The organism is Aeromonas bestiarum (assembly GCF_028751155.1).
In the GTDB taxonomy this organism is placed as follows: domain Bacteria; phylum Pseudomonadota; class Gammaproteobacteria; order Enterobacterales; family Aeromonadaceae; genus Aeromonas; species Aeromonas bestiarum.
In genome coordinates this window covers 3,942,130-3,965,304 of sequence record NZ_CP064746.1, presented here as the reverse complement: position 1 = coordinate 3,965,304, position 23,175 = coordinate 3,942,130, and the positions used below count along the sequence as shown (strand labels likewise).

21 protein-coding genes are annotated in these 23,175 nt (G+C 64.0%); 11 read left to right on the top strand and 10 right to left on the bottom strand.

The window, feature by feature from the left end; translation table 11 throughout:
- Window positions 1–54: 54 nt before the first annotated feature.
- The gene (locus IU367_RS18225; protein ID WP_274452668.1) at window positions 55–1,845 is read right to left on the bottom strand and encodes an AMP-dependent synthetase/ligase; all 1,791 of its coding nucleotides are present in this window, start codon (window positions 1,843–1,845) and stop codon (window positions 55–57) included.
- A gap of 186 nt (window positions 1,846–2,031) precedes the next feature.
- Between IU367_RS18225 and IU367_RS18220 the strand changes: the two genes are divergently transcribed.
- Window positions 2,032–2,577 carry a thioredoxin domain-containing protein gene (locus IU367_RS18220; protein WP_274452666.1) on the top strand — a complete coding sequence of 182 codons (546 nt, stop codon included), beginning with the start codon at window positions 2,032–2,034 and terminating at the stop codon, window positions 2,575–2,577.
- Between the two features lie 8 nt (window positions 2,578–2,585).
- Here IU367_RS18220 and rimI read toward each other — a convergent pair whose 3' ends face one another.
- Entirely contained in the window at window positions 2,586–3,035 is a 450-nt protein-coding gene (rimI, locus tag IU367_RS18215) for a ribosomal protein S18-alanine N-acetyltransferase (protein ID WP_274452664.1), read from the bottom strand.
- A 58-nt stretch (window positions 3,036–3,093) separates the two neighbouring features.
- Window positions 3,094–3,582 carry a hypothetical protein gene (locus IU367_RS18210; protein WP_420796487.1) on the bottom strand — a complete coding sequence of 163 codons (489 nt, stop codon included), beginning with the start codon at window positions 3,580–3,582 and terminating at the stop codon, window positions 3,094–3,096.
- Between the two features lie 237 nt (window positions 3,583–3,819).
- Here IU367_RS18210 and IU367_RS18205 point away from each other — a divergent pair, with 237 nt between their 5' ends.
- Together IU367_RS18205 and viaA are read left to right on the top strand one after the other, a co-directional pair.
- Window positions 3,820–5,427 (top strand): ATPase RavA domain-containing protein, encoded by a 1,608-nt coding sequence (locus tag IU367_RS18205; RefSeq protein WP_043135499.1) that lies wholly within the window; start codon window positions 3,820–3,822, stop codon window positions 5,425–5,427.
- Window positions 5,428–5,479: 52 nt separating this feature from the next.
- Window positions 5,480–6,934, top strand: coding sequence for an ATPase RavA stimulator ViaA (gene viaA / locus IU367_RS18200; RefSeq protein ID WP_098984954.1), 1,455 nt, complete (start codon window positions 5,480–5,482; stop codon window positions 6,932–6,934).
- On the opposite strand, the gene IU367_RS18195 is transcribed toward viaA, so the two are convergent.
- The gene (locus IU367_RS18195; RefSeq protein WP_274452661.1) at window positions 6,881–7,804 is read right to left on the bottom strand and encodes a DMT family transporter; all 924 of its coding nucleotides are present in this window, start codon (window positions 7,802–7,804) and stop codon (window positions 6,881–6,883) included. The genes viaA and IU367_RS18195 overlap by 54 nt on opposite strands.
- Window positions 7,805–7,941: 137 nt before the next feature.
- On the opposite strand from IU367_RS18195, the gene IU367_RS18190 reads away from it, so the two are divergent.
- On the top strand, window positions 7,942–8,394 hold the full coding sequence (locus IU367_RS18190) for an Lrp/AsnC family transcriptional regulator (protein WP_043135501.1): 453 nt from the start codon (window positions 7,942–7,944) through the stop codon (window positions 8,392–8,394).
- Window positions 8,395–8,400: 6 nt separating this feature from the next.
- On the opposite strand, the gene IU367_RS18185 is transcribed toward IU367_RS18190, so the two are convergent.
- On the bottom strand, window positions 8,401–9,405 hold the full coding sequence (locus IU367_RS18185; RefSeq protein ID WP_098980751.1) for a sensor domain-containing diguanylate cyclase: 1,005 nt from the start codon (window positions 9,403–9,405) through the stop codon (window positions 8,401–8,403).
- Window positions 9,406–9,618: 213 nt separating this feature from the next.
- Between IU367_RS18185 and IU367_RS18180 the strand changes: the two genes are divergently transcribed.
- From IU367_RS18180 to IU367_RS18170, 3 genes are all read left to right on the top strand, one after another.
- Window positions 9,619–11,481 carry a GGDEF domain-containing protein gene (locus IU367_RS18180; protein ID WP_274454395.1) on the top strand — a complete coding sequence of 621 codons (1,863 nt, stop codon included), beginning with the start codon at window positions 9,619–9,621 and terminating at the stop codon, window positions 11,479–11,481.
- A gap of 298 nt (window positions 11,482–11,779) precedes the next feature.
- Window positions 11,780–13,369, top strand: a complete 1,590-nt coding sequence (gene prfC, locus IU367_RS18175; RefSeq protein ID WP_098980750.1) for a peptide chain release factor 3 — start codon at window positions 11,780–11,782, stop codon at window positions 13,367–13,369.
- Window positions 13,370–13,537: 168 nt separating this feature from the next.
- Window positions 13,538–13,876 (top strand): nuclear transport factor 2 family protein, encoded by a 339-nt coding sequence (locus IU367_RS18170; RefSeq protein WP_274452658.1) that lies wholly within the window; start codon window positions 13,538–13,540, stop codon window positions 13,874–13,876.
- A gap of 66 nt (window positions 13,877–13,942) precedes the next feature.
- Here the strand turns inward: IU367_RS18170 and IU367_RS18165 are convergent, their stop codons facing one another.
- Entirely contained in the window at window positions 13,943–14,407 is a 465-nt protein-coding gene (locus IU367_RS18165) for a MarR family winged helix-turn-helix transcriptional regulator (RefSeq protein WP_274452656.1), read from the bottom strand.
- Window positions 14,408–14,499: 92 nt separating this feature from the next.
- Between IU367_RS18165 and IU367_RS18160 the strand changes: the two genes are divergently transcribed.
- Window positions 14,500–14,958 carry a carboxymuconolactone decarboxylase family protein gene (locus IU367_RS18160; RefSeq protein WP_274452655.1) on the top strand — a complete coding sequence of 153 codons (459 nt, stop codon included), beginning with the start codon at window positions 14,500–14,502 and terminating at the stop codon, window positions 14,956–14,958.
- Window positions 14,959–15,019: 61 nt separating this feature from the next.
- Here IU367_RS18160 and IU367_RS18155 read toward each other — a convergent pair whose 3' ends face one another.
- Together IU367_RS18155 and IU367_RS18150 are read right to left on the bottom strand one after the other, a co-directional pair.
- Complete coding sequence (locus tag IU367_RS18155; RefSeq protein WP_274452653.1) at window positions 15,020–15,958, bottom strand: bifunctional helix-turn-helix transcriptional regulator/GNAT family N-acetyltransferase; 939 nt, start codon at window positions 15,956–15,958, stop codon at window positions 15,020–15,022.
- A 205-nt stretch (window positions 15,959–16,163) separates the two neighbouring features.
- Complete coding sequence (locus IU367_RS18150) at window positions 16,164–17,201, bottom strand: alkene reductase (RefSeq protein ID WP_241325773.1); 1,038 nt, start codon at window positions 17,199–17,201, stop codon at window positions 16,164–16,166.
- Window positions 17,202–17,388: 187 nt separating this feature from the next.
- Here IU367_RS18150 and IU367_RS18145 point away from each other — a divergent pair, with 187 nt between their 5' ends.
- Window positions 17,389–17,955, top strand: a complete 567-nt coding sequence (locus tag IU367_RS18145; RefSeq protein WP_005313321.1) for a TetR/AcrR family transcriptional regulator — start codon at window positions 17,389–17,391, stop codon at window positions 17,953–17,955.
- 130 nt (window positions 17,956–18,085) lie between these two features.
- Here IU367_RS18145 and IU367_RS18140 read toward each other — a convergent pair whose 3' ends face one another.
- Window positions 18,086–18,421 carry an endonuclease domain-containing protein gene (locus IU367_RS18140; RefSeq protein WP_274452648.1) on the bottom strand — a complete coding sequence of 112 codons (336 nt, stop codon included), beginning with the start codon at window positions 18,419–18,421 and terminating at the stop codon, window positions 18,086–18,088.
- 410 nt (window positions 18,422–18,831) lie between these two features.
- Entirely contained in the window at window positions 18,832–19,785 is a 954-nt protein-coding gene (locus IU367_RS18135; RefSeq protein WP_274452646.1) for a LysR family transcriptional regulator, read from the bottom strand.
- Window positions 19,786–19,988: 203 nt separating this feature from the next.
- Between IU367_RS18135 and aguA the strand changes: the two genes are divergently transcribed.
- Together aguA and IU367_RS18125 are read left to right on the top strand one after the other, a co-directional pair.
- Complete coding sequence (gene aguA / locus IU367_RS18130) at window positions 19,989–21,086, top strand: agmatine deiminase (protein WP_274452645.1); 1,098 nt, start codon at window positions 19,989–19,991, stop codon at window positions 21,084–21,086.
- 282 nt (window positions 21,087–21,368) lie between these two features.
- On the top strand, window positions 21,369–23,072 hold the full coding sequence (locus IU367_RS18125; RefSeq protein ID WP_274452643.1) for an amidase: 1,704 nt from the start codon (window positions 21,369–21,371) through the stop codon (window positions 23,070–23,072).
- The last annotated feature ends 103 nt before the right edge of the window (window positions 23,073–23,175 follow it).

Sequence of the window (23,175 nt, the reverse complement as noted above, 5' to 3'; positions counted from 1 at the left end):
ACACAGCAAAAAGCCGCTCTTGAAGCGGCTTTTTCATGTCAGGCGTGGGCACGCTCAGACATGGTTGTACATGGCCTCGATCTCGCTCTGGTACTTGGATTCGATGATCTTGCGGCGCAGCTTCATGGTGGGGGTGATCTCCCCCAGCTCCATGGAGAAGGCGCTCGGCAGCAGGGTGAACTTCTTCACCTGCTCGAACTTGGCCAGCTCCTTTTGCAGATCCTGGATGCGGGCATCGAAGAACTCCATCACCCGGGAGTTGCGCAGCAGCTCGGTCTTGCACTGGTATTGCAGGTTGATGGAGCGGGCGTACTCCTCCAGCGATTCGAAGCAGGGCACGATCAGCGCCGACACGAAGTGGCGGGCATCGGCGACGATGGCGATCTGCTCGATGAAGCGATCCTTGCCTATGGTCCCCTCCACCAGTTGCGGTGCCACGTACTTGCCGTTGGAGGTCTTCATCAGCTCCTTGAGGCGTTCGGTGAAGTAGATGTTGCCGTCGCCGTCGAGCTCGCCCGCATCGCCGGTGCGCAGGAAGCCGTCTTCGGTCATCACCTCGGCGGTGGCGTCTGGCTTGTTGTAGTAGCCGCGCATCACGGTCGGGGAGCGCACCAGCAGCTCGTTGCTCTCACCCAGCTTCACCTCTATGCCGCTGAGGGCAGTGCCGATGGAGCCCAGCTTGAACTGGTGGTCCTCGTAGCAGCAGACGGTGGCCGTGGTTTCTGTCATGCCGTAGCCGTACTTGAGGTTGAGCCCCATGGCCTGGAAGAAGAAGTTCACGTCGTCGGCGAGGCGGGCGCCCGCCACCGGCAGAAAGCGGGTGCGACCACCGAAGCGGGCGCGCAGCTTGCGAAACACCAGTCGCTCCGCCAGCCAGAGCTGGGCGTAGAGCAGCGGCGAGGTCGCCTTGCCGGCCTGACGGCTGGCGACCAGCTGCTTGCCGACGCCGGTGGCCCAGCCAAACAGGGCACGACGCAGGCGTGGCGCCTGAGCCACCTTGGCCTGGATCATGGCGTAGGCCTTCTCGTAGAGGCGCGGCACGGCGCACATCACGGTCGGCTGCACCTCGCCGATCACATCCATCACCTTCTGCGGATCGCGGATATAGACGTTCTCGGCACCGCAGTAGAGCACGTAGTAGGTCCAGGCGCGCTCGAACACGTGGCTGAGCGGCAGCATGCACAGCGACACATCCTGCTCGTTGAGGTCCAGGCGGCTGTTGTGCATCTCGAAGCAGGCGGCGATGTTGGCAAAATCGAGCATGACCCCCTTGGGTTCACCCGTGGTGCCCGAGGTGTAGATCAGGGTCAGCAGGTCGTCCATCCGGTACTGGGTTTCCCGTACCCGCAACTCCTGCTCGCTGGCCTGATGGTTGCCGGAGACCAGAAAAGCCTGGAAGTGGCTGGCCGCCGGGCAGTCACGCAGGTTGACCTTGCCATCGAGGGCGACGATCTGGCGGATCTCGCCATCCTTCAACAGGGTGAGCGCTTGATCGAACTGGGCCTGTTCGCCGACGAACAGCAGACCTATGTTGGCGTCGCGTACGATATAGCGCAGTTGCTCAAGGGTGCTGGTGGGGTAGATGGGCACGCTGACGCCGCGGGCGGCCAGGATGCCGAGATCGGCCTGGGTCCACTCCGGCATGTTGCGGGCATAGAGACCCACCATTTCGGTGGGCTGGTGGCCGGCACGGATCAGCGCCTGGGCACAGTAGTCCATGGCCTGTCCCAGGGTTCGCCAGCCGATGGCACGCCACTGGCCATCCTGTTGTACGCGCAGGGCGGCCTTGTTGCCAAGCCGGGCGATACGTTCACGCATCAGTTGAACCAGATGGAGTTTCGGCATCAGTCAAACATCCTCAAGTAACAGTTGTACGCCCGCAGGGGCACTAAAAATCGCGCTGGAGTTTAAACTCTAAGATTACAGCTTACAAGTGTGCGCTGTTTGTCCTGGATCACAAAGTCAGCAATCCGGGCGAGCTTGAGGCATGATGGTCGATGACCAAGAGGAGCCATTCAGGGAGGGTGAACAATGAGTGTCGGGATCAAGGGCGTGGTCACGGGGGCATTGCTGTTGCTGGCCGGGGCCGGCGGGCTCTGGTTTGCGCTGGGGGATATGGCCAGCGAGCAAGACAACCCCTGGCTGATAGGCGCTGACGGATACGCCAAAGCGCAGCAGCTGGCCCTGCACAAGGGGTATCCGCTGCTCTATGTGATCGAGCGCGCCAAGTGCCGACGCTGCAAAGGACTGGACGCCACATTGTGGCAGTCAGAGGAGATGGAGCCCGTGCTGGCCAGGCTGGTCAAGGTGCGGCTCAACCCGGATGCGGGGGATGGCAGCGAGCACATACTGCGCCGCTTCCCGCAGGTGGCGACCCCGCCCGGCATCTATGTGCAGCAGCCGGGGGAACCGCTCAAGCCCATCAAGATAGCGGTGGATCTCCAGCAGATCTGGATGCCGGGCGTCACCTGGCGGCGCGGCTTCTTCATGCCGTTGTCGGCGGCCGGCTTCGACGCCGTGCTGCACACCACCCAGAGCCTGCAGGATCCGGCCCTCGACAATGCGCCATTGCTGTAGGAGGCGGGCTAGCCGAAGTCGAACAGGCGGGACATGAGCACGGCGTCTTCCCGATCCTGGCCGGTGCCGTAGTAATCGGCGCGGCGGCAATACTCGGCAAAGCCTTCGCTCTCGTAGAGACCGATGGCTGCCTTGTTGCTGTCGCGCACCTCCAGGAACCAGGCCTCGGCCCCCTTCGCCTTGCTGCGGGCCAGATAGGCCTTCAGCAGCGCCCGTCCCAGCCCCTTGCCCTGACAGTCGGGGTGCACGCAGATGTTCATCAGCGAGCTGTCGCCCGCCACCAGATCCGAGATGTAGAAACCGGCGGGGCGGCCATCCAGCAGCATCAAGCCATTGAGATAGCGCGGCCCGAAGCAGGAGATCAGGTTGGCCTGGCTCCAGGGCTCCTTGTGGGCGGCCTGTTCTATGGGGTAAATCAGCTCGAAATCTGTCTCGAGCAGGGGACGAAACTCAGGCATGGTGGCTCCGGGTCGGGGCGGCGGAAGGAAAGGGGGCAGATCCGGGCGACAGGGTCGCTTAACCGAGGCGCGATCTGAGTTGCTGCCACAGTGCCCGTTTCTGGGCCGGTGTCGGCGTGAGCGGGCAGACCAGCGCATCGGGCCAGGCGGGGTCGGCCCGTTCCAGCCAGAGCTGGGGGGGCTTGTGCCCGGCGGGCAGCATGGTCAGCAGCGTCACCTCGTCGACGCCTATGCCGAGCAGCTGGCAGAGATCCGCCAGCAGGGTCGGGGCGGGCAGGCGAGGGGCCAGGATCCAGAGCTTGCCGGCCGGCGGCGTGTCGAGTTCAGGCTGGGCCAGTTCGACGGAGGGCAGATCCCGAGCAGGGGCTGGCTCGGCGGCCTCCTGGTGGCCTGGGGCGGCATGGGCCCTCAGCAGGGCCGGGCGGCGCAGTTGCCAGCTCTGTATGCCCATGCGGGCCAACAGGGTTTGACGCATCAGGTCGGGCGTGAGGCCGCTTTGCTCAAGGGATGGCGCCTGATGTGCGTTCTGACGCTCGGGATCTTGCATGGCTGTGGCTCTGTCTTGATCTGCATTGGTGAAAAAAGCTCTGCGCAGGGTACACTCGAACGCGTTTTGCTGCATCTTTTGCGGTATGTTTTAGCCAGGAGTGGTGGCCCAGCGCCCATGCGCCCGCCGGTTTTTCCCGCAGGTGGCCTCGACACAATACAATAAGCAGAACAGGGAACATTCGACCGAGTCGCGGGTGTGCCGGTTCCAGACAACCCCAGTATCGGAAGTGCGCTTATGCCACCTTTAGCACCACAGAATCTTCGCCTTGCCCCCATTCATGAACGCTTGCCACGCCTGCTGTCGGCCCTCGGCGAGGGATTGTATGAGCGCCAGGATGCCCTGCGGCTCGGTCTGCTGGCCGCCCTCAGCGGCGAGAGCGTCTTCCTGCTGGGCCCGCCCGGCATCGCCAAGAGCCTGATCGCCCGCCGCCTCAAGCTGGCCTTTCACGAGGCGCGGCACTTCGAATATCTGATGACCCGCTTCAGCACGCCGGAGGAGGTGTTCGGCCCCCTCTCCATTCAGGCGCTGAAGGAGGATGGCAAGTACCTGCGGTTGACCACGGGCTACCTGCCGGAGGCCGAGGTGGTGTTCCTCGACGAGATCTGGAAGGCGGGCCCCGCCATCCTCAACACCCTGCTCACCGCCATCAACGAGCGACAGTTTCGCAACGGCGACAGCCAGCACCCCATCCCCATGCGGCTGCTGGTGACCGCCTCCAACGAGCTGCCGGCGCCGGACAGCGGGCTGGAGGCGCTTTACGATCGCATGCTGGTGCGGATCTGGATGGACAGGGTGCAGGAGAAGGCCAACTTCCAGGCCATGCTGGCGAGCGACGGCCAGTCCCATCAGAACCTGCCGCCCTCGGTGCAGATCCACAGCGAAGAGTATGAGGCCTGGCAGGTGCAGATCGACCAGGTGCGGCTGCCCGACGACTGCTTCGAGCTCATCTATCAGCTGCGCCAGCAGCTCGACAGCCAGCTGGCCCACAGCTGCTACGTGTCGGATCGGCGCTGGAAGAAGGCGGTCAGGCTCATCAAGGCGAGCGCCTTCTTCAACGGCCGCGACGAGGTGGCCCCCCTGGATCTGCTGCTGTTCAAGGATTGCCTCTGGCACGACGATGCCTCCCGCACCGCCCTGCTGGAGATGATGACCGAATTTTCCCGCCTCTACGGCTACCAGCAACTGGCCATGACCCGCCAGCTGATGGGGCTGCGGGATCAGTTCAAGCAGCTCAGGAGCGCTGTGGCCCAGCGCCTGTGCTGCAAGGCGAAGCAGCGCCAGCAGTGGTTCGGACGCCGCGCCCGCGGCATCCAGATCCCGCTGGCCAACGCTCGTCCGTTTGGCAAGCTGGTGCACTTCAACCTGCTCACCCCGGCGGCGCTGGATGGCGACGATCCGGAGCGGCTGATCGAGACTCTGGTGTTCGATCGTACCCTGCTGTCGCACTGGCACCCCACCGGCGAGGCGCTGGTGGGCTGGCCGCTAGGCAACCCCAAGGAGGGGCACTACGAGCTGGTGCTGGACGACGAGCTGCGGCTGCAGGTGCTGGACCTGCAACGCCAGCAGATCCCGCTGGTGCTGGTGGAGCGCACTGCCATCCCCGAGGTGGTGATAGCCCCCTGGCAGGCGGCGCTCACCGGACTGCTGGCCGAGAGCGGCCTGCTGCAACAGGAGCTCAAGCGTCAGCGCGGCCTGTTCGAGCGCCATCAGCAGCACCTCTTCATCGGCCGTCACTGGCTGCAGCAGGTGGAAGACAGCTTCTTCGTGCTGAACCGGGATCTGGAGCAGCTGCGCAGCGACATCAGCCACTGGCACGATCGTCTGCCGAAGCTGGACGCCTGAGCCATGGGGAGCGTGAGTGGGGTAGCCATGAGCCATGTCGGCGGAGGTCGCCATGCTTGAGATCGGCATGATGGACTTGGGGCTGCTCATCGGCGAGGGGGAGCTGGCGGGGGAGATGGCGCTGCTGCTCGCCTCGGCACCCAAGATCTCCGAGTTCATCAAGCGCTCCCCGCTGCAGGGCAAGCTGCTGCAAAAGCGCATCCGGCGCTGGAGCGAGCAGCTCGGCGAGGAGATGCGCCACAAGCCGGTGCCGGTGGCGCTGGAGCAGGAGTACCGCTTGTATCAGGCGCACAAGGGCCTGTCGCTGGCCGAGCTGATGGGGCGGCTGCCGACCCTGCTGGACGGGCTGGAACAGTTCAGCCCCTTCGCCGGCGAGGCGCGCAGCCTGGTGCGCCAGATCATGGCCCACCCCACCGACAGTCAGCGGTTGTTGCTGATGGAGAAGTGGCGCACCAGCCTGGTGGGCAGCCTGCTGCAACTGCAGCAGCAGATCGCCGAGGCGGAGCGGGAGAAGCAGCGCCAGGAGATAGAAGATCAGCTGCTGGCGAGCCGCACCCTGGCCGATGCGCTGGATCCGAACCAGATCTCCGCCGGCGGCCTCTGGGATCTGGCCCAGGGCAGCTGGCACAAACGCAGCCTGGTGCTGATCAAGCAGTACGCCCGCATGCTGCAGCGCGAACCCCTGCTGGCCGAGATAGCCAACCTGCTGGGGCGCAGCGAGCAGGACAACCGGGCCAACGAATCCCCGGTGCCGCCGGTGCAGGTACACGAGCTGGAAGAGGTGCAGACCGACGACGTGCCGGACGATCTGGTGGGCATACACCCCGCCAGCGACCTGATGCGGCTGTTGCCGAGCGAGGCCGTGATGCTGGCCCTGCCGGAGCTGGAGCTGGAGTTCTATCGCCGCTATCTGGAGCGGCGCCTGCTCAGCTACCAGTCACGGGGCACCTTGCCGCGCCAGCGTCTCCTGCTGCGCACTCCCGAGCTGGGGGGCCATCAGCTGCAGCAGCGGGGCCCTTTCATCGTCTGCATCGATACCTCGGGCTCCATGGGCGGTTATCCGGAGGAGTGCGCCAAGGCGCTGTTTCTGGCCCTGCTCAAGGTGGCGATGGACGAGAAGCGGGGCTGCTATCTGATGCTGTTTTCTACCGAGGTGGCGACCCTGGAGATCACCGCAGACACGGGTCTGGACAAGGCGGAGCGCTTCCTCTCCATGAGTTTTCACGGCGGCACCGATCTGGTGCCCTGCCTCGAGAAGGCGTTGATCAAGCTCGATGATCCCGCCTTCGCCAGGGCCGACGTGCTGGTGGTCTCCGACTTCATCGCCCAGAGCCTGCCCCACGCCCTGCTGGATCGGATGAACCGCCAGCGCAAACAGCAGACCCGTTTCCACGCCGTCGCCATGTCCCGCCACGCCAAGCCGGCGCTGCTGCGGGTGTTCGACAACAGCTGGCTACTCGACTGCGGCCTGCGCGGTCGCCTGCTGCGCCGCTGGCAGCGCAGCTGAAACGCGCCGTGCCGGCAGACTGGCCAGCACAACCCCGATACACAAGAGGCCAAGCGCCAGCCACACCGGCGGCGTGACGGTTTCCCCCAGCAGCCACCAGGCCAGCATGGCCGCCATCACGGGCGTGAGCGAGCCGAGCGCCGAGCTGACTTCGGCGCCCAGGGTGCGGATGGCGTGGGCGTAACAGAGCGCCGCCAGCAGGCCGGCACCTATCCCTTGCAGCAGGCCCTGCCATAGCCAGACGCTGGCATGACTCACGGCGGGCAAGGGGCTCCACAGGAGCGTCGGCAGCAGCAACAGGGCCGACGGCACCGCCACCAGCGCGGCCGCATCCAGCGCCGCCAGTCCGCTGCGCCTGACCGCCAGGGTAAACAGGGCCCACAGCAGGGCCGCCCCCAGAAAGCAGACTTGTCCCTGCCACAATCCCGGCTTTCCGCCCAGCAACAGGGTAGCGGTTGCCAAGGCTATGAGGGCAAGCCCCCAGCGCCGCTGCGCGGGGCAGGGGGTGCGCCACAGCAGCAGGCCCAGCAGGCTGACCATGAGGGGCACAGTGCCCGGGATCAGGGCGCTGCCCTGGGCCACAGGGGCCAGCTGCATGCCGGTGGCGCCGAGCCAGAAGAAGGGCAGGCCGGCCCCCGCCAGCATGGCCAGCTGCCAGCGCAGGGGTGTGCGGCGCAGGCGGATGCGGTGACGCCAGTAATAGGGGAGCAGCAGCAGGGCAGGGATGCCAAAGCGCAGCAGCGCCAGCGCCTGTGGCGGGAGCTTCTCCTCGGCGCCGAGGCGCAGGGAGAGAAAGAAACCGGACCAGAGCAGCACGGTGGCAAGGGCGGCGGCCCAGCCGCTGCAACGGGGTGACAGTGTGAATGACATAGGGCTCCCTCCATGGCGTGTCCCGGGTCATTATCTCGCCAGGGGGGAGGGTGTTGCAGGGCAAACTGTTTGAGAAATTCCGGTGTAATTGCTAGTTTCAGCCAATCCAAAAGGGATTTTTACCGGATATCACCAAGATGCTCGACAGGATTGATTTACATCTGCTGCGGCTGCTGCAACAGGACGGGCGCCTCACGACAGTGGAGCTGGCGGAGCGGGTCGGGTTGTCTGCCTCCCCCTGTGCCCGGCGTCTGAAGCGGCTGGAAGGGGAGGGCCACATACGGGGGTATCGCGCCGTGCTGGCGCGGGAGAAGCTCGGCCTTGGCATCACCATCTTCGTCAACGTGCGGCTCAGCCAGCACAGGGAGCCGCTGGTGGAGGCCTTCGAGCAGGCGGTGGCGGCCATGGCGGAGGTGATCAGCTGTCACACAGTCTCCGGCAACTACGACTACCTGCTGGAGGTGGTGGTGCCCGACCTGCCCGCCTACGAGCAGTGGATCCGGCGGTTGCAGTCCCAGGACATGGTCAACGACATCAGCAGCCACTTCGCCATTCGCGCGGTCAAGGTGATGGGGCCGCTGCCCATTTGACTAGGTTCAGGTACAGGGCTGGTGGCCGAGCCCGCGCTCGTTCACCTGCTCCTGATCCAGCAGCGGCTGACCGCTCGGCTGGGAGACGTAAAAGCCCCGCTTGCCGCTGCGCTTGACCCGATACATGGCCTGATCGGCCCGGGCCAGCGCCGTGCTGAAGTCATCCTGTGGCCGGATCGCCGCTATCCCCATGCTCAGCCCCACGGCGGCGTCGCCGTTGGGCAGCTCGAACGGGGTCGAGATGGCATCTATGCAGCGGCGGGCCAGGTGGCTGGTGCGGGGATCCTCGCTGGCCCAGGGCAGCAGCAACACGAACTCGTCGCCGCCGAGGCGGCCGATCCTGACCCCCTCCTCGCAGCAGGCCTTGAGTCGCCGGGTGAGGGCGATCAGCAGCTCGTCTCCGGCCCTGTGCCCCAGGTTGTCGTTGACCTGCTTGAAGTCGTCGAGATCGATGAAGCAGATGGCCTCGAACGTCTGCGGGAACTGGCGTTGCAGCGCGGTGCGGTTGAGCAGGCCGGTGAGGGGATCCCGGTGGGCCAGCTGGGCCAGCTGCTGCTCATACTCCTTCTCGTGGGTGATGTCGATGTGGGTGCCCATCACCCGCAGCGGCTTGCCCTCTTCATCCCACTCCACCACCCGGCCCCGATCCAGCACCCAGGTGATCTTGCCATCCTTGGCGATCATGCGGTGCATCGCCTGATAAAACGGGCTCTTGCCGCTCAGGTGATCGAAGAAGGCCTGCAACACCCGCTCCCTGTCCTCCGGATGCAGGTGTTCGCGCCACACATCGAAGTGGGCCGACAGCTCCTTGGGCTGGTAGCCGAGCATGGCGCCCCAGCGCCGGTTGAAGATGATGAGCTTGCCGGTGGGCACGTGATTCTGCCAGATGCACAGGCCTGTGCCGTCCATGGCGGCCTCCAGCTTCTCCCGTGCATCCTCGGCCACCCGCTTCAGCCGCTCATTCTCCTGCAGCAGCCTGTCATAGGCGGCCTGCAGCTCCTCGTGTGTCATGAAGGCACTCTTCCCTGTGGTGAATGCCGCTATAGTCGATGCTGATTTTCCTCCTGTAAAGGGGATGAAAACGCCAGTGTGAGGGCCAGCCTGAACCTGTGGTGTTTCTCTCCCTCACTCTGGTTGCTGTGCCCATGGGCAAGGAGAGATATGATGGGGCATCCGAGTGCCAGCACCATCGAATGGGGAAACCGAACCGGCATGAAACGCATCATGACCTTGATCCTGCTGACCTGCCTGTGCGGTGCCCCCGCCTGGGCGGCCAGGGTGCCGCTCGTCGAGCCGCAACTGTCCCGAGAGTTGCAACTGCTGGAGGAGGGATTCCAGCCAGACCGCATGTTCCGTTTGCGCATCGCCGCCCTGGTGGCGAGCCGCGCCGCTTACCCGCCCGAGGTGCAGGGCCGCATAGTCCGGCTGCAGTGCTGGGCCATGTCTGCCGAGCGGGACAGCGAATATCGGGCCGTGGTGGCCTTTGCCGACCAGGAGCTGGCCCTTGCCCGTGAGCGCAAGGACAGGATCACCGAGAGCGGCCTGCTCACCTGTCGCGGTTTTCACCAGCAGATGCTGGGCAACATGGAGCAGGCCGGGGCCGATTACGAGCAGGCGCTGGCGCTGGCGCGCAGGCTGGGGGATAGGGTGCAGGAGGCCGACATCCTCAGCTACCGTGGCGACATGAAAGCCTATCAGGGGGAGCTGGCCGAGGGGCTGATGGAGCTTATCGAGGCACACAAGCGCTTCGAGGCGCTGGGGCAGGATGGCAAGGCGCGGGAGGTGTTGTCCCAGATCGCCAACGCCTACCGGCGCATGGGGCTCTATGCACGGGCCGAAGGCTACTTTCAGGAGCTGGAGCGCGACTACAGCGCCCTGGGGGATCAGGAGCGGCTGGTGGACATTCGCTCCCAGCAGGGGCTGCTCTATGCCGAGATGGGGGAGTTCAACCGCGCCCTGCCGTTGATGGCGCAGGCCGAGCAGCTCTATCGTTCGCAACACAAGGAGGGCTTGCTGGCCTGGATCCAGATCGAAATGGCCACCATCCTGATCAACCAGGGCAAGGTGGCCGAGGCCATGGCCAGACTGCAGCAGGCCGATGTCATACTGCGCAGCCGCGAGGATGTCGACAGCGTGACCCTGGCCCATTGGCAACTGGTGATGGGCATGGCGGAAGACGCACTGGGCCATCCGACCAAGGCGCTCTACTACCTGACGCACGCCGAACCCATCTTTGCCAGGGAGAAGAACCAGCGTTTCCTGGCACGGGTCTACGAGGTGCGGGCCCGCATTCTCGAACAGCAGGGCCAGGTCAATGCGGCCCTGGCCAGCCTCAAGCTGTACGTGCAGACCCGGCATGCCCTCGAGCTGGTGCTCAGGGAGCAGCGCTCCCTGCAGATGCGCTTCGAGTTCGATCTGGCCCGCAAGGAGCTGGAGAACCAGGCCCTCAAGACCAAGCAATTGTTGCAGGAGGCCAAGCTCAAGCAGTTGCAGGAGCGGCGGCAATGGCAATACCTGGTGGTGATCCTGCTGCTGCTGGTGATGGGCATGCTGGCGCTGTACCAGTTCAACCGCTCCCGCAAGCTGCGCCGGCTCGCCATGACAGATGACCTCACCGGCATCCACAACCGCCGCCAGATCCAGGCCCAGGGGCAGGCCTGGTTCAAGCAGGCGAGGGAGCAGGGCAAGTCCCTGTGCGTACTGATCCTGGACATAGACCACTTCAAGCAGGTCAATGACAGGCTGGGCCACCACATGGGGGATCAGGTGCTGGCGGCCGTCGCCAGGAGCATAGCCGCCCAGCTGCGCACCCTGGACAGGGTGGGGCGCAACGGCGGCGAGGAGTTTCTGGTGCTGTTGCCCGACACCTGCATGGCGGAGGCGGTCGAGGTGGCGGAGCGGATCCGCCATCGGGTCTCCCAGCTGCGCATCGAGGGGATGCCGGAGGGGCATCCGGTGCACGTCAGCATAGGCTGTGCCCAATACAGCCCCCTCGACGACAGCCTGGGGGATCTGATCCAGCGAGCCGACGAAGCCATGTACAGGGCCAAGCAGGCCGGCCGCAATCAGGTGATGCGGGCCGAGTAGGGCGCTCCGGCGCCCTTCGCGAACGGCCCTAAGCCGGGCTGGGTATTTTTCACTCGCGCGGGTATAATGTCGCGCAATTTTGCTTTGACTCAGGCGAGAAGACCCATGTAATGCAACCCGCTTCCCCTGTCCCACCCGGTTGGCCTCGGTGCCGGCCCGTGTGGCGTTAGTTGCATGCAGTCCTGTGTATGCCGGCGGACCCGAGGCCGCATACATGCAAATGTGCCGTGAGTCGAATGCGGCATCCCGGATTTATTCCCACGGTGGCCAAGGCCATCGCTCAATAGAAGAACGTTGAATTATGTCAGCTGAATTTCTGAGTGAAGTCTCCAAGAGACGCACTTTTGCGATCATCTCGCACCCGGATGCGGGTAAAACCACCATCACCGAAAAAGTCCTGCTGTTCGGACAGGCCATTCAGCGCGCCGGTACCGTCAAGGGCCGTGGCTCAGGCCAGCATGCCAAATCCGACTGGATGGAGATGGAGAAGCAGCGCGGTATCTCCATCACCACCTCTGTGATGCAGTTCCCCTATGCCAACTGCCTGGTCAACCTGCTCGATACCCCGGGTCACGAGGACTTCTCCGAAGATACCTACCGTACCCTCACCGCGGTCGACTGTTGCCTGATGGTCATCGACGCCGCCAAGGGTGTTGAAGACAGAACCCGCAAGCTGATGGAAGTCACCCGTCTGCGGGATACCCCCATACTCACCTTCATGAACAAGCTGGACCGCGAAGTGCGCGATCCCATGGAAGTGATGGACGAGGTGGAGCGCGAGCTGAAGATCATGTGCGCCCCCATCACCTGGCCCATCGGCTGCGGCAAGTCCTTCAAGGGTGTCTACCACCTCTACAAGGATGAGGTCTATCTGTACCAGACAGGTCAGGGCCACACCATCCAGGAGAAGCGGGTGGTCAAGGGCCTGCACAACCCGGATCTGGACGCCGCCATCGGCGAGGATCTGGCGGCCCAGCTGCGCGGTGAACTGGAGCTGGTGCAGGGCGCCTCTCCCGAGTTCGATCACGAGGCCTTCATCGCCGGCGAGATGACCCCTGTCTTCTTCGGTACCGCGCTCGGCAACTTCGGCGTCGACCACATGCTGGATGGCCTGACCGACTGGGCGCCGGCGCCCATGCCGCGCAAGGCCGAGAGCCGTCTGGTCGAGGCGACCGAGGAGAAATTCTCCGGCTTCGTGTTCAAGATCCAGGCGAACATGGATCCGAAACACCGCGACCGTATCGCCTTCATGCGCGTGGTGTCCGGCACTTACAGCAAGGGCATGAAGATGCGCCATGTGCGCATCGGCAAGGACGTGAACATCTCCGACGCCGTCACCTTCATGGCCGGTGATCGGGAGCAGGCCATCGAGGCCGTCGCGGGCGATATCATAGGTCTGCACAACCACGGCACCATACAGATAGGCGACACCTTCACCCAGGGTGAGGATCTCAAGTTCACCGGCATCCCGAACTTCGCCCCCGAGCTGTTCCGCCGCATCCGCCTGCGCGACCCGCTCAAGCAGAAGCAGCTGCTCAAGGGGCTGGTGCAGCTCTCCGAAGAGGGCGCCGTGCAGGTGTTCCGTCCGCTCATCAGCAACGACCTCATCGTCGGCGCCGTTGGTGTGCTGCAGTTCGATGTTGTGGTCTCGCGTCTGAAGAGCGAGTACAACGTCGAGGCGCTGTACGAGGCGGTCAACGTCTCCACCGCCCGCTGGGTGGAAGGAACCGACGTCAAGAAGTTCGAGGAGTTCAAGCGCAAGAACGAGTTGAACCTGGCGCTGGATGGCGGTGACAACCTCACCTACATAGCCCCGACCATGGTCAACCTGCGTCTGTCTCAGGAGCGTCACCCGGACGTTCACTTCCGTCAGACTCGCGAGCACTGATAAGCGCTTGCCCGATAGGCAGACAAGATAAAAGAAGACCCCGCCCAGGCGGGGTTTTTTTTTGCATGGCGATCAAGGTGCAGATAGGGGCGGAGCCGCCGTCACCCGTCGACAAGGGGCTCAATGCCCCCTATAAAGGGGGCTGTTACATGATTCAGGGAGTGATGCATGTCGGTCGAACTGCCCGTCGAGGCACAATTTCAAGCGTACAACGCCCACAATCTCGAGGCCTTCCTGGCCTGCTTTTCCGACGCGTTCAAGGGATACCGGATGCCGACGGAGAGCCCGAGTACAGTCGGCAAGGCGGCGCTCAGAGCCTTCTATGCCGAGCATCGTTTCAACAACCCGGCCCTGCGAGCCGAGCTGCTGTCGAGAACCGTCATCGGCAACAAGGTGTTTGATCACGAGAAGATCCACGGCCTCTCTCCCGAGCCGCTGGAGAGCATGGCCGTCTTCGAAGTGGAAGCCGGCCTGATCAAAACGGCCTGGTTCTACTTTCCCGCCTGAAAGGCGCCCAGCGCCCCTGTCCGCCTTGGCCTGACTGCAAACGCCGTCCTGTGATACCGGATGGTGTCAGGCCTCGTCCTCCATGCCGCTGGCGAGGCTCGCCAGCCAGCGTTTGACCAGCCGCAGCTCGGTTTCATCGAGGGGGGCCGCCAGCGCCTGTTCCAGCAGGGCGACCCTGGCCTTGGCCTGCGCCAGCAGTTCAGCCCCGGCGGGACTGAGGCTGAGCTGCTGGATGCGGCCATGGACCGCGTGAGGGGTGCGGGCCAGCAGGCCGCTGCGCTCCAGGCTGGTCACCATGGGGCTTATCGTCTGGGGGGTGAGCAGGGTCAGCCGGGCCAGCTCGGCGTTGGAGCTGCCGGGGTAGGCATCCAGCATGGTCAGCAGGGCAAACTGGGGGGCCGTGACGGGCAAGTCCGCCAGTGCCCGCTCCATGCGCAGGCGCTGGGCGGCGGCGGCCTGGCGCAGCAGGTAGCCGAGGTGGCCCGCCTCGCCACGCTTGCCTTCGCCGGGGGCGGGAGTCTTTGGTTTCAATCCAGTCTCAACAAGGGGCTTGTCTATCATGTCAGGGGGCTGATATGTTGTTCGTGTCCTGATATTAAGCCATGACGAAGGAGAACACCAGAATGAGCCCCCGCATCGATTACCCCCACTTTCGCCAGCTGCTGCCGGCAGCCCACGATGCCCTGATCGCCGCCGGCAAGGCGGTGGACGACGCCGGCCTCGACAAGGAGCTGAGCGAGCTGGTGAAGCTGCGCGCCTCCCAGCTCAACGGCTGCAGCTTCTGCCTGCAATATCATCTCAATATCGCCCGTCGCAGCGGAGTGGGGCAGGCCAGGCTGGATCAGCTGGCTGCCTGGCGCGATGCCACCGTCTTCACTGCATCTGAGCGGGCGGTCCTGGCCTGGACCGAGTGCCTGACCCGTTTGCCCGAGGCCGGGGTGCCCGATGCGCTCTATGGGGAGCTGCGCGAGCACTTCAGCGAAGCCGAGATAGTGCAGCTGTCGGTGACGGTTGCCACCATCAACAGCTGGAACCGGCTCGGGGTGGCGCTGCGCTTCGTGCCGCCCGCCGCTCAATTTTAAGCAGAAGCAAAATCAAAGGGCGGCACCAGTGCCGCCCTTTCCTCATCCTCGACCCCATGTCTCAGGCGATCGTCTGGCCATCGCCGGTGCCAAGCGCCAGCACCATGCAGATCTCGCAGGCATCGTGGCCGGTGCAGCCGAGCGGCCCCGGCAGGTGCTCGAAACCCAGCGACGCGTAGAGCGTGGTCGCCTCGCGCAACACCTCGGTGGTTTCCAGATAGCAGCGCTGGTAACCCAGGATTCTCGCCTCGTCCAGCGCCTGCAACACCAGTCGCCGCCCCAGTCCCAGCCCGCGCAGGGAGGGCATGAAGTACATCTTTTGCAGCTCGCAGACCCGTTCCTCTTCCCCTGCCAGCGGCGCTATGCCGCCGCCACCGAGGATGGTGCCATCGGGCCCTTCGATCACCCAGTAGCGGCTCTTCTCCCCTTGGTAGGTCTCGTGCAGCCGATCCAGGTTGGGGTCGGCCACGCCATAGCCCTTGTCGGCGGTGAGGCCGTATTCGGCGGAGACGGCGCGCACTACGGCGGCGATATGGGGGTTGTCGGCGGCTGTGATGGGACGGATGCGGTAGCCCTGCTGACGGCGGGCGCGGGAGAGGGCGCTGCGGTAGAGACGCAGACCGGCCCACAGTTGCTCGCGCTCGCTCAGGGTGAGCTGGGCCAGGGTCTCTTCCATGGCGTTGTCCATCTCCTGATGCAGATCCAGCAGCTGGGCCTGGCCGGCGATGGTGAGGCGCGCCTCCTTGCTGCGGCCATCGGACGGATGGGGGTGCCAGCTGATGAGTTCGCGCTCGGCGAGCCGCGCCAGCGGACGGCTGGCGTTGGATTTGTCGATGCGCAGCCGCTCTGCCAGCTGCTGGTTGGTGGCGGGGCCGTTCTCCAGCTCGATCAGCAGATGGGCTTCTAGCGGGGTGAGCGCGAGTTCGCCGCACTGCTGGGAGAGCATGCCGAGTTCGCGAACCAGATCGCGCGACAGGGCGCGCAGGGGACGGGGATCCATATCAGGGCTTCCTATTTGGTTGTCTTCAACAACCAATATAGTCAACAAGTTGTCACTAGCAACCTTTTTATGGGGCTTGAATGGTGGAGCATGAGGCGGGCAAGGAGAGGACGGACATAAAAAAGGGCCCGTAAGGGGCCCAAACATTGGAAACCCGCGCCCGGAGGCGCGGATCCCATCCTTGGTCGGTCATGAACCGGCGCGCTTACACCAGCTCTGCCAGCATGGCGTCGGCATAGGGAACCAGCGTCTCGCCCTTCTGCACCCTGGCGATGTAGTCCGGGTTGGCGATCAGCGGGCGGCCGATGGCGACGAGGTCGAAGCGGTTGGCCTTGATGGCATCCAGGGCCGTGTCGGCGCTGTAGTTGCCCACCCCCACCAGATGACCGTCGTAATGGGCGCGCAGGTAGTCGGAGGCGCGGCCATCCAGATAGTCGAAGGTGAGGCTGTCATCGAAGATGCCCAGATGCACATAGGCCAGGGCGCGTCGGTTCAGTTCGCTCAGCAGATGGTCGAACACGGCGCGATCCCGCTGGTCACCCTCAAGGTGCACATAGGCACCGGGGGAGAGGCGCAGGCCAACCCGCTCGGATCCGATGCGGGCGTTGACCGCATCCACCACTTCCAGTGCGAAGCGGCTCATGTTCTGCGGGCTGCCACCGTACTGATCGCTGCGCAGGTTGCTCGAATGGTGCAGGAACTGATCGATGAGGTAGCCGTTGGCGCCGTGGATCTCCACTCCGTCGAAGCCCGCCTCGATGGCGTTGGCGGCGGCCTGGGCGTAATCCTCGGCCAGCTGGGCGATTTCGCTCTCGGTCAGGGCGCGCGGCACCTGATAGACCAGCTCGCGCATGCGCGGTACCGTGCCCTCATGGGCGACGGCAGACGGTGCCAGCACCTCGCCATGGTGGAAGAAGGGGTGGGAGAGGCGACCCACGTGCCACAGCTGGGCGAAGATCTTGCCGCCATTGGCGTGCACGGCGCTGGTGACGTTTTTCCAGCCTGCGATCTGCTCCGGGCTGTAGATCCCGGGGGTGTTGGGATAGCCTTGGCCGTCCGGACGAATGATGGTGGCTTCGGAGATGATGAGGCCGATGTCGGCACGACGGGCGTAATAGGCGGCCATCTGCTCGGTGGGCACCAGGCCTGGGCCGGCCATGCAACGAGTAAGCGGTGCCATCATGAAGCGATTCGCGAGGGTTAGGGTGTCGTTGAGGCGATAGGGCTGAAACAGGGTATTCATGATCGTCTGTCCTGAGGGAGTGATTCTTGAACGTGCATTCAAGACGTTTTTTGTTTTGTGTGCAAGTCTTTTTTGAACGAGCATTCAAGATGGGTTGGTCTTGCCTGCCTGCTGGGGTAAACTTGCCGCCCTTTTTGTTCCCCCTCATCGGCTCTGCGCCGGTGATCGCTTTTTCAACGGAGAAACCATGCGCAGCGCCGAGTTCAACCGGGACGACGTCTTGCGAAATGCCATGGAGGCATTTCGGGCCAAGGGTTACGCCAAGACCACCATGCAGGAGCTGGTGGCGGCGACCGGGTTGCATCCGGGCAGCCTTTACGCGGCGTTTGGCAACAAACGCGGCCTGCTGCTGGCGGCGGTCGATCACTATGTGCAGGAAAAAAGCGCGCTGCGCCGTGGCTTCTTTGCCGGCCAGAGCCCGCTGGCGGGGGTGCAGGCCTACCTCAGCCAGATAGTGAACGATGCCCTGTGCGGCACCTGTCTGGTGACGCGCACCCTGATGGAGCTGGCGGAGCAGGACGAAGAGCTGCACCTGCGGCTCAAGGCCATTTATGCCGAGCTGGACGCCGATCTGGCGCAGATCCTGAGTCTCGCCCAGCAGCGCGGCGAGCTGATGGCCGACCGCGACATCCCGACCCTGACCGCCTTCCTGCTGATCAACATCCAGGGTCTGGTCACCTTCGCCCAGTGCCGCCCCGACCGCGCCCTGCTCGACGGTGTCGTTACCCAGCTGATGACGGCCCTGCGGGCATGATGACAGGCAGATAAACAACAGTGGCTCCCGCGGGAGCCACTGTTGTTTCTGGGGATGTTACACGCAGCTGGGTTGTTTGCTCCCTTCTCCCCTCACGGGAGAAGGGTTGGGGATGAGGGGCAGTCTCTGCTCAGCGCAATGAGAGCAAAAGAAGTCCCAGTACGGCCTCCATCCGACTCAATACATCGTTATTCCACACCCTGATCACCTGAAAGCCCTGCTCATTGAGGTAGGCCGTTCTTGTTTCATCATGATGCCGCCCTGCCGGTTCGTTGTGCTGCGACCCATCTACCTCTATGATCAGCTTCTGTTCAAGAGAGATGAAATCGACAATGTAGGGCCCGATGGGCATCTGGCGACGGAATTTCACCCCTGCCAGACGGCGGTCGCGCAATTGCTGCCACAGCTTCTGTTCGGCAAGGGTGGCTTCTCGCCTCATGCGCTTGGCAAACGGATGGGTCTTCATGGCGCATATCCAGTGCTATTCGACCCTATTAGATATAGCCATTCCCTCGTCTGGTGGCTGAGTGGGTTCCTTCCCCTCACCCTGGCCCTCTCCCAGAGGGAGAGGGGACAGCTCGAGGCATAGTTGCGAGCCGGGGACAAGAGCCCCGCTTTGGAGCCATGGAGAGCGAAACCAAACTAGCGGGCAGAACAGCAAAGCTAACGATGACTCAAGGTTATCTGCGGGCACGGTGTGCTCCCTTCTCCCCTTGCGGGAGAAGGGTTGGGGATGAGGGGGGGGGGGAATTTACAGCGGAAGAGAAGGGGCTCGAGAGAGCTTTATTCGGACCGCACCAGCTCCTTCATCAGACCCTTTAGCCATACCAATGCGGGCTGTTGCGCATGGTACGTGAGATGCCAGACGCAGCGGGCTTACCTCGGGCCAACCAGCTCCTTCATCAGCCCTTTTAACCACACCAGAGCCGGTTGCTGCGCATGCACCGGGTGCCAGACGCAGTTGAGATGGTAGTCGGGCACGTCCGCCGGCAATGGCAGGCTTTTCAGCGGCCAGTGGCTGGCGAGCAGTTCGGCCACCATGCTGGGCAGCACCAGCAGGTGGTCGCTCTGGCTGACGATGGCGGCGGCGGACATATAGCTTTGACTGTTGACCGAGATGGTGCGACTAAAGCCCAGCGTCTTCAGATAGCGGTCGAGGCTCGCCTCCGAGGTGCCGAGCGGCGAGTGGAACACATGGGGCATGGCGATCAGCTGTTGCAAGGTGATGCGCTCCTGCCATTGGGAGGGATCGCTCTCGGCCCCGGTGGTCGCCGATTTGGCAATGGGCAGATCGGCGCGCACCAGCCCGGCCAGCGGCTCGGTGAGCCAGGTCTCCTTGCCCAGATACCCAGGCACCTGCATGTACTCGTCAAAGCCCAGCACCAGATCGATTTCGCCGCTCGCCAGCTCGGCTTCGGGCAGGGTGTCGCGCAGTATGCGGATCTCTATGGTGACCCCGGGCGCCAGCGTCTTGAGGCGTTGGATAAGCGGCGGGATCAGCACGCACTCCACATAATCCGTGGTGCAGAGCACGAAGCGGCGCTTCGACTGGCTCGGCTCGAATACCTCCTCGTCGGAGAGCTGTTGCTCCAGCAGCCGCAGCGCCTGCTGTACGCCAAGATGCAGCCGCTGGGCGCGCGGGGTGGGCAGCATCCCCTGTGGGGTGCGCACCAGCAGCGGATCGCCAAAGAAGGTGCGCAACCGACCTAGGGCGTGGCTCATGGCGGGCTGGCTGATAAAGAGCGTCTCGGCGGCGCGGGTGACGCTGCCTTGCGTCATCAGGGCGTCAAAGGCGAGCAACAGATTGAGGTCGAGCTGGTGCAGTTTCATGGTGGGATCATTTGCCGTGCTTATGGGACAATCCATCCTATTCATTTGATGGATAGGTGCGCAACTTCTTACACTGCGGGCCACGCTTATTTTTTTCAGGGGGCGCCCGTCCGGCACGCTGTCGGGGCGGGGGCCCGCCCGTTTCCCCCATTACCGGCCCCGTGAGGCGTGCATCGCCATCACAGGCCCGCAAGGATATTGCGATGAGCATCAAGACGATCAACTCCACCCCAGTCGCCGACGGCTTCACCATGCCCGCCGAGTGGGCGCATCAGCAGGCCGTCTGGATGATCTGGCCGTTCCGTCCGGACAACTGGCGTGAGGCCGGTCGTTTCGCTCAACAGACTTTTGCCAAGGTGGCCGATGCCATCGGTGGCGCTACTCCGGTCTTTATGGGGGTGCCAGCCGAGTTTATGGAGCAGGCCCGCGCCATCATGCCCGCCCACGTTACCCTGGTAGAAATGGCCAGCGATGACTGCTGGGCACGCGACACAGGCCCGACCGTGGTCACCAACGCCGCAGGCGAGTGCCGTGGGGTGGACTGGGGCTTCAATGCCTGGGGCGGCCACAAGGGCGGTCTCTACTACCCCTGGGATCAGGATGAAAAAGTGGCGGCCCAGATGCTGGCCCAGCACGGCATGGATCGTTACGCTGCGCCGCTCATTCTGGAAGGGGGCTCCATCCACGTCGATGGCGAAGGCACCTGCATGACCACAGCCGAGTGCCTGCTCAACGAAAACCGCAACCCGCACCTGAGCAAGGAGCAGATCGAAGCTTATCTGCGTGACTATCTGGGCGTGAACAGCTTTATCTGGCTGGGCGAGGGCGTCTACATGGACGAGACCGACGGCCATATCGACAACATCTGCTGCTTCGTGCGTCCGGGTGAAGTGGCCCTGCACTGGACTGACGACCAGACAGATCCCCAGTACGCTCGCTCCCTGGCCGCCCTCAAGGTGCTGGACGCGGCGGTGGACGCCAAGGGTCGCAAGCTGAAGGTGTGGAAGCTGCCCCAGCCGGGCCCGCTCTACTGCACCCAGGAAGAGTCCGCCGGTGTCGAGAGCGGTACCGGTGTGCCGCGCGAGGCCGAAGGTCGTCTGGCCGGTTCCTACGTGAACTTCCTCATCACCAACGATCGCATCGTCTACCCGCTGCTGGATGCCGCCACCGATGGCGAAGCCCAGCGCATTCTGGAAGAGATCTTCCCGGAGCATAAGGTCGTCGGCGTGCCGGCCCGCGAGATCCTGCTGGGCGGTGGCAATATCCACTGCATCACCCAGCAGATCCCCTCCGGCAAATAAGAACCGGATGACGATCCTGCTGTGAGGCCGTCATTAAAGGCTTATGTGCAGCTCGCTTATGTGGAACAAACGGCTCACGTATGTTTATACGCTCCGGTTCCTGTGCTGCTCTTCACTGAGCTTCCGGCCTCTCGCGACGGGTCGTAAACCGGTTCCAAGCCAGCCGAGGTTGGTATTCAAAACTCCACGCTGGTGGGGTTTTATCTCTTGATGATGTGATGGTCGCAAGCGCTGATGCGGCGACCACCATCACAAACAGTCACCCTTTTACAGGAGATCCCCATGATCGAAGTGACCGAGGTTTCCATTGCCGAGCTGCGTGCCGCACTCGAAGCAGGCCGCACCACTGCGGTCGAACTGGTCAAGGCCTATCTGGCCCGTATCGCGGCCTACAACGGCCCCGAGACTGCCACCAAGCTCAACGCCCTGGTGGTCGCCAACCCCGATGCGCTGAAAGAGGCGCAAGCCTCAGATGCCCGCCGTGCCCGTGGCGAGACCTTGAGCCCGCTGGACGGCATCCCCTACACCGCCAAAGACAGCTACCTGGTCAAGGGGCTGACTGCCGCCTCCGGCAGCCCGGCCTTCAAGGATCTGGTCGCCCAGCGCGATGCCTTTACCGTCGAGCGGCTGCGCGCCGCCGGTGCCATCTGCCTTGGCAAGACCAATATGCCGCCCATGGCCAATGGCGGCATGCAGCGCGGCGTCTACGGCCGTGCCGAGAGCCCCTACAACGCCGACTACCTGACTGCGCCCTTTGCTTCCGGCTCCTCCAACGGTGCCGGTACCGGCACAGCCGCCAGCTTCTCTGCCTTCGGTCTGGCGGAAGAGACCTGGTCGAGCGGCCGTGGCCCGGCCTCCAACAACGGCCTGTGTGCCTACACACCGTCCCGTGGCGTCATCTCGGTGCGCGGCAACTGGCCGCTGACCCCGACCATGGATGTGGTGGTGCCCTACGCCCGGACCATGGCAGACCTATTGGAAGTGCTGGATGTGGTGGTGGCGGACGATGCGGATACCCGCGGCGATCTGTGGCGCCTGCAGCCCTGGGTCAAGATCCCCAAGGCCTCCGAGGTGCGCCCAGCCTCCTATCTTGAGCTGGCCGCCAAGCCCGATGCCCTCAAGGGCAAGCGCCTCGGCGTGCCGAGCATGTTTATCAACAAGGATGAACTGGCCGGCACCAGCGAAAACCCCGGTATCGGCGGCCCGACCGGCCAGCGTATCCATACCCGTCCGTCGGTGATAGCCCTGTGGGAACAGGCCCGTCAGGCGCTGGAAGCCGCAGGCGCGATCGTTGTCGAAGTGGACTTCCCGCTGGTCTCCAACTGCGAAGGGGACAGACCCGGCGCGCCGACCGTGTTCAATCGCGGCATAGTCACCCCCGAGTTCCTCAATGACGAGCTGTGGGAGCTATCCGGCTGGGCGTTCGACGACTTCCTGCGCGCCAACGGCGATCCCAAGCTCAATAAGCTTGAGGACGTGGACGGGCCCAAGATCTTCCCCCACGATCCGGGCACGCTGCCGAACCGCGAGGGCGATCTGGCGGCGGGCATGGACGAGTACGTCAATATGGCCAAGCGCGGCCTCAAACGCTTTGACGAGATAGCCTCTGTGCCGGACGGCCTGCGCGGCCTTGAAAAGACCCGCAAGCTGGACCTGGAGGACTGGATGGACGGGCTCAAGCTCGACGCCGTGCTGTTCCCCACTGTTGCCGACGTCGCCCCGGCTGATGCGGATGTGAATCCGGCCTCCGCCGATATCGCCTGGAGCAACGGCATCTGGGTTGCCAACGGCAACCTCGCCATTCGCCACCTCGGCGTGCCGACCGTCACTGTCCCCATGGGCATCATGGCCGATATCGGTATGCCGGTGGGGCTGACCTTCGCCGGTCGCGCCTATGACGACAACAAACTGCTGCGCGTCGCCTCAGCCTTCGAGTCCACCGGCAGCAAGCGGATGGTGCCGCCACGTACGCCGCCGTTGGGGTGATTGGTGTTAGTTCCTGATAGCAGAGCCAGCCAAGGAGTGGCTGGCTCTGAAAAATGTGTTTCAAGAGGCGTTAATGGGAGGGGCGACCATCCTATTAACGCCG

Excerpts from the sequence above, each read along its gene's own strand:
- IU367_RS18225 (WP_274452668.1), bottom strand. The coding sequence starts at position 1,845 with ATGCCGAAACTCCATCTGGTTCAACTGATGCGTGAACGTATCGCCCGG.
- IU367_RS18220 (WP_274452666.1), top strand. The coding sequence starts at position 2,032 with ATGAGTGTCGGGATCAAGGGCGTGGTCACGGGGGCATTGCTGTTGCTG.
- rimI (WP_274452664.1), bottom strand. The coding sequence starts at position 3,035 with ATGCCTGAGTTTCGTCCCCTGCTCGAGACAGATTTCGAGCTGATTTAC.
- IU367_RS18210 (WP_420796487.1), bottom strand. The coding sequence starts at position 3,582 with ATGCAAGATCCCGAGCGTCAGAACGCACATCAGGCGCCATCCCTTGAG.
- IU367_RS18205 (WP_043135499.1), top strand. The coding sequence starts at position 3,820 with ATGCCACCTTTAGCACCACAGAATCTTCGCCTTGCCCCCATTCATGAA.
- viaA (WP_098984954.1), top strand. The coding sequence starts at position 5,480 with ATGCTTGAGATCGGCATGATGGACTTGGGGCTGCTCATCGGCGAGGGG.
- IU367_RS18195 (WP_274452661.1), bottom strand. The coding sequence starts at position 7,804 with ATGTCATTCACACTGTCACCCCGTTGCAGCGGCTGGGCCGCCGCCCTT.
- IU367_RS18190 (WP_043135501.1), top strand. The coding sequence starts at position 7,942 with ATGCTCGACAGGATTGATTTACATCTGCTGCGGCTGCTGCAACAGGAC.
- IU367_RS18185 (WP_098980751.1), bottom strand. The coding sequence starts at position 9,405 with ATGACACACGAGGAGCTGCAGGCCGCCTATGACAGGCTGCTGCAGGAG.
- IU367_RS18180 (WP_274454395.1), top strand. The coding sequence starts at position 9,619 with ATGACCTTGATCCTGCTGACCTGCCTGTGCGGTGCCCCCGCCTGGGCG.
- IU367_RS18170 (WP_274452658.1), top strand. The coding sequence starts at position 13,538 with ATGTCGGTCGAACTGCCCGTCGAGGCACAATTTCAAGCGTACAACGCC.
- IU367_RS18160 (WP_274452655.1), top strand. The coding sequence starts at position 14,500 with ATGAGCCCCCGCATCGATTACCCCCACTTTCGCCAGCTGCTGCCGGCA.
- IU367_RS18155 (WP_274452653.1), bottom strand. The coding sequence starts at position 15,958 with ATGGATCCCCGTCCCCTGCGCGCCCTGTCGCGCGATCTGGTTCGCGAA.
- IU367_RS18150 (WP_241325773.1), bottom strand. The coding sequence starts at position 17,201 with ATGAATACCCTGTTTCAGCCCTATCGCCTCAACGACACCCTAACCCTC.
- IU367_RS18145 (WP_005313321.1), top strand. The coding sequence starts at position 17,389 with ATGCGCAGCGCCGAGTTCAACCGGGACGACGTCTTGCGAAATGCCATG.
- IU367_RS18140 (WP_274452648.1), bottom strand. The coding sequence starts at position 18,421 with ATGAAGACCCATCCGTTTGCCAAGCGCATGAGGCGAGAAGCCACCCTT.
- IU367_RS18135 (WP_274452646.1), bottom strand. The coding sequence starts at position 19,785 with ATGAAACTGCACCAGCTCGACCTCAATCTGTTGCTCGCCTTTGACGCC.
- aguA (WP_274452645.1), top strand. The coding sequence starts at position 19,989 with ATGAGCATCAAGACGATCAACTCCACCCCAGTCGCCGACGGCTTCACC.
- IU367_RS18125 (WP_274452643.1), top strand. The coding sequence starts at position 21,369 with ATGATCGAAGTGACCGAGGTTTCCATTGCCGAGCTGCGTGCCGCACTC.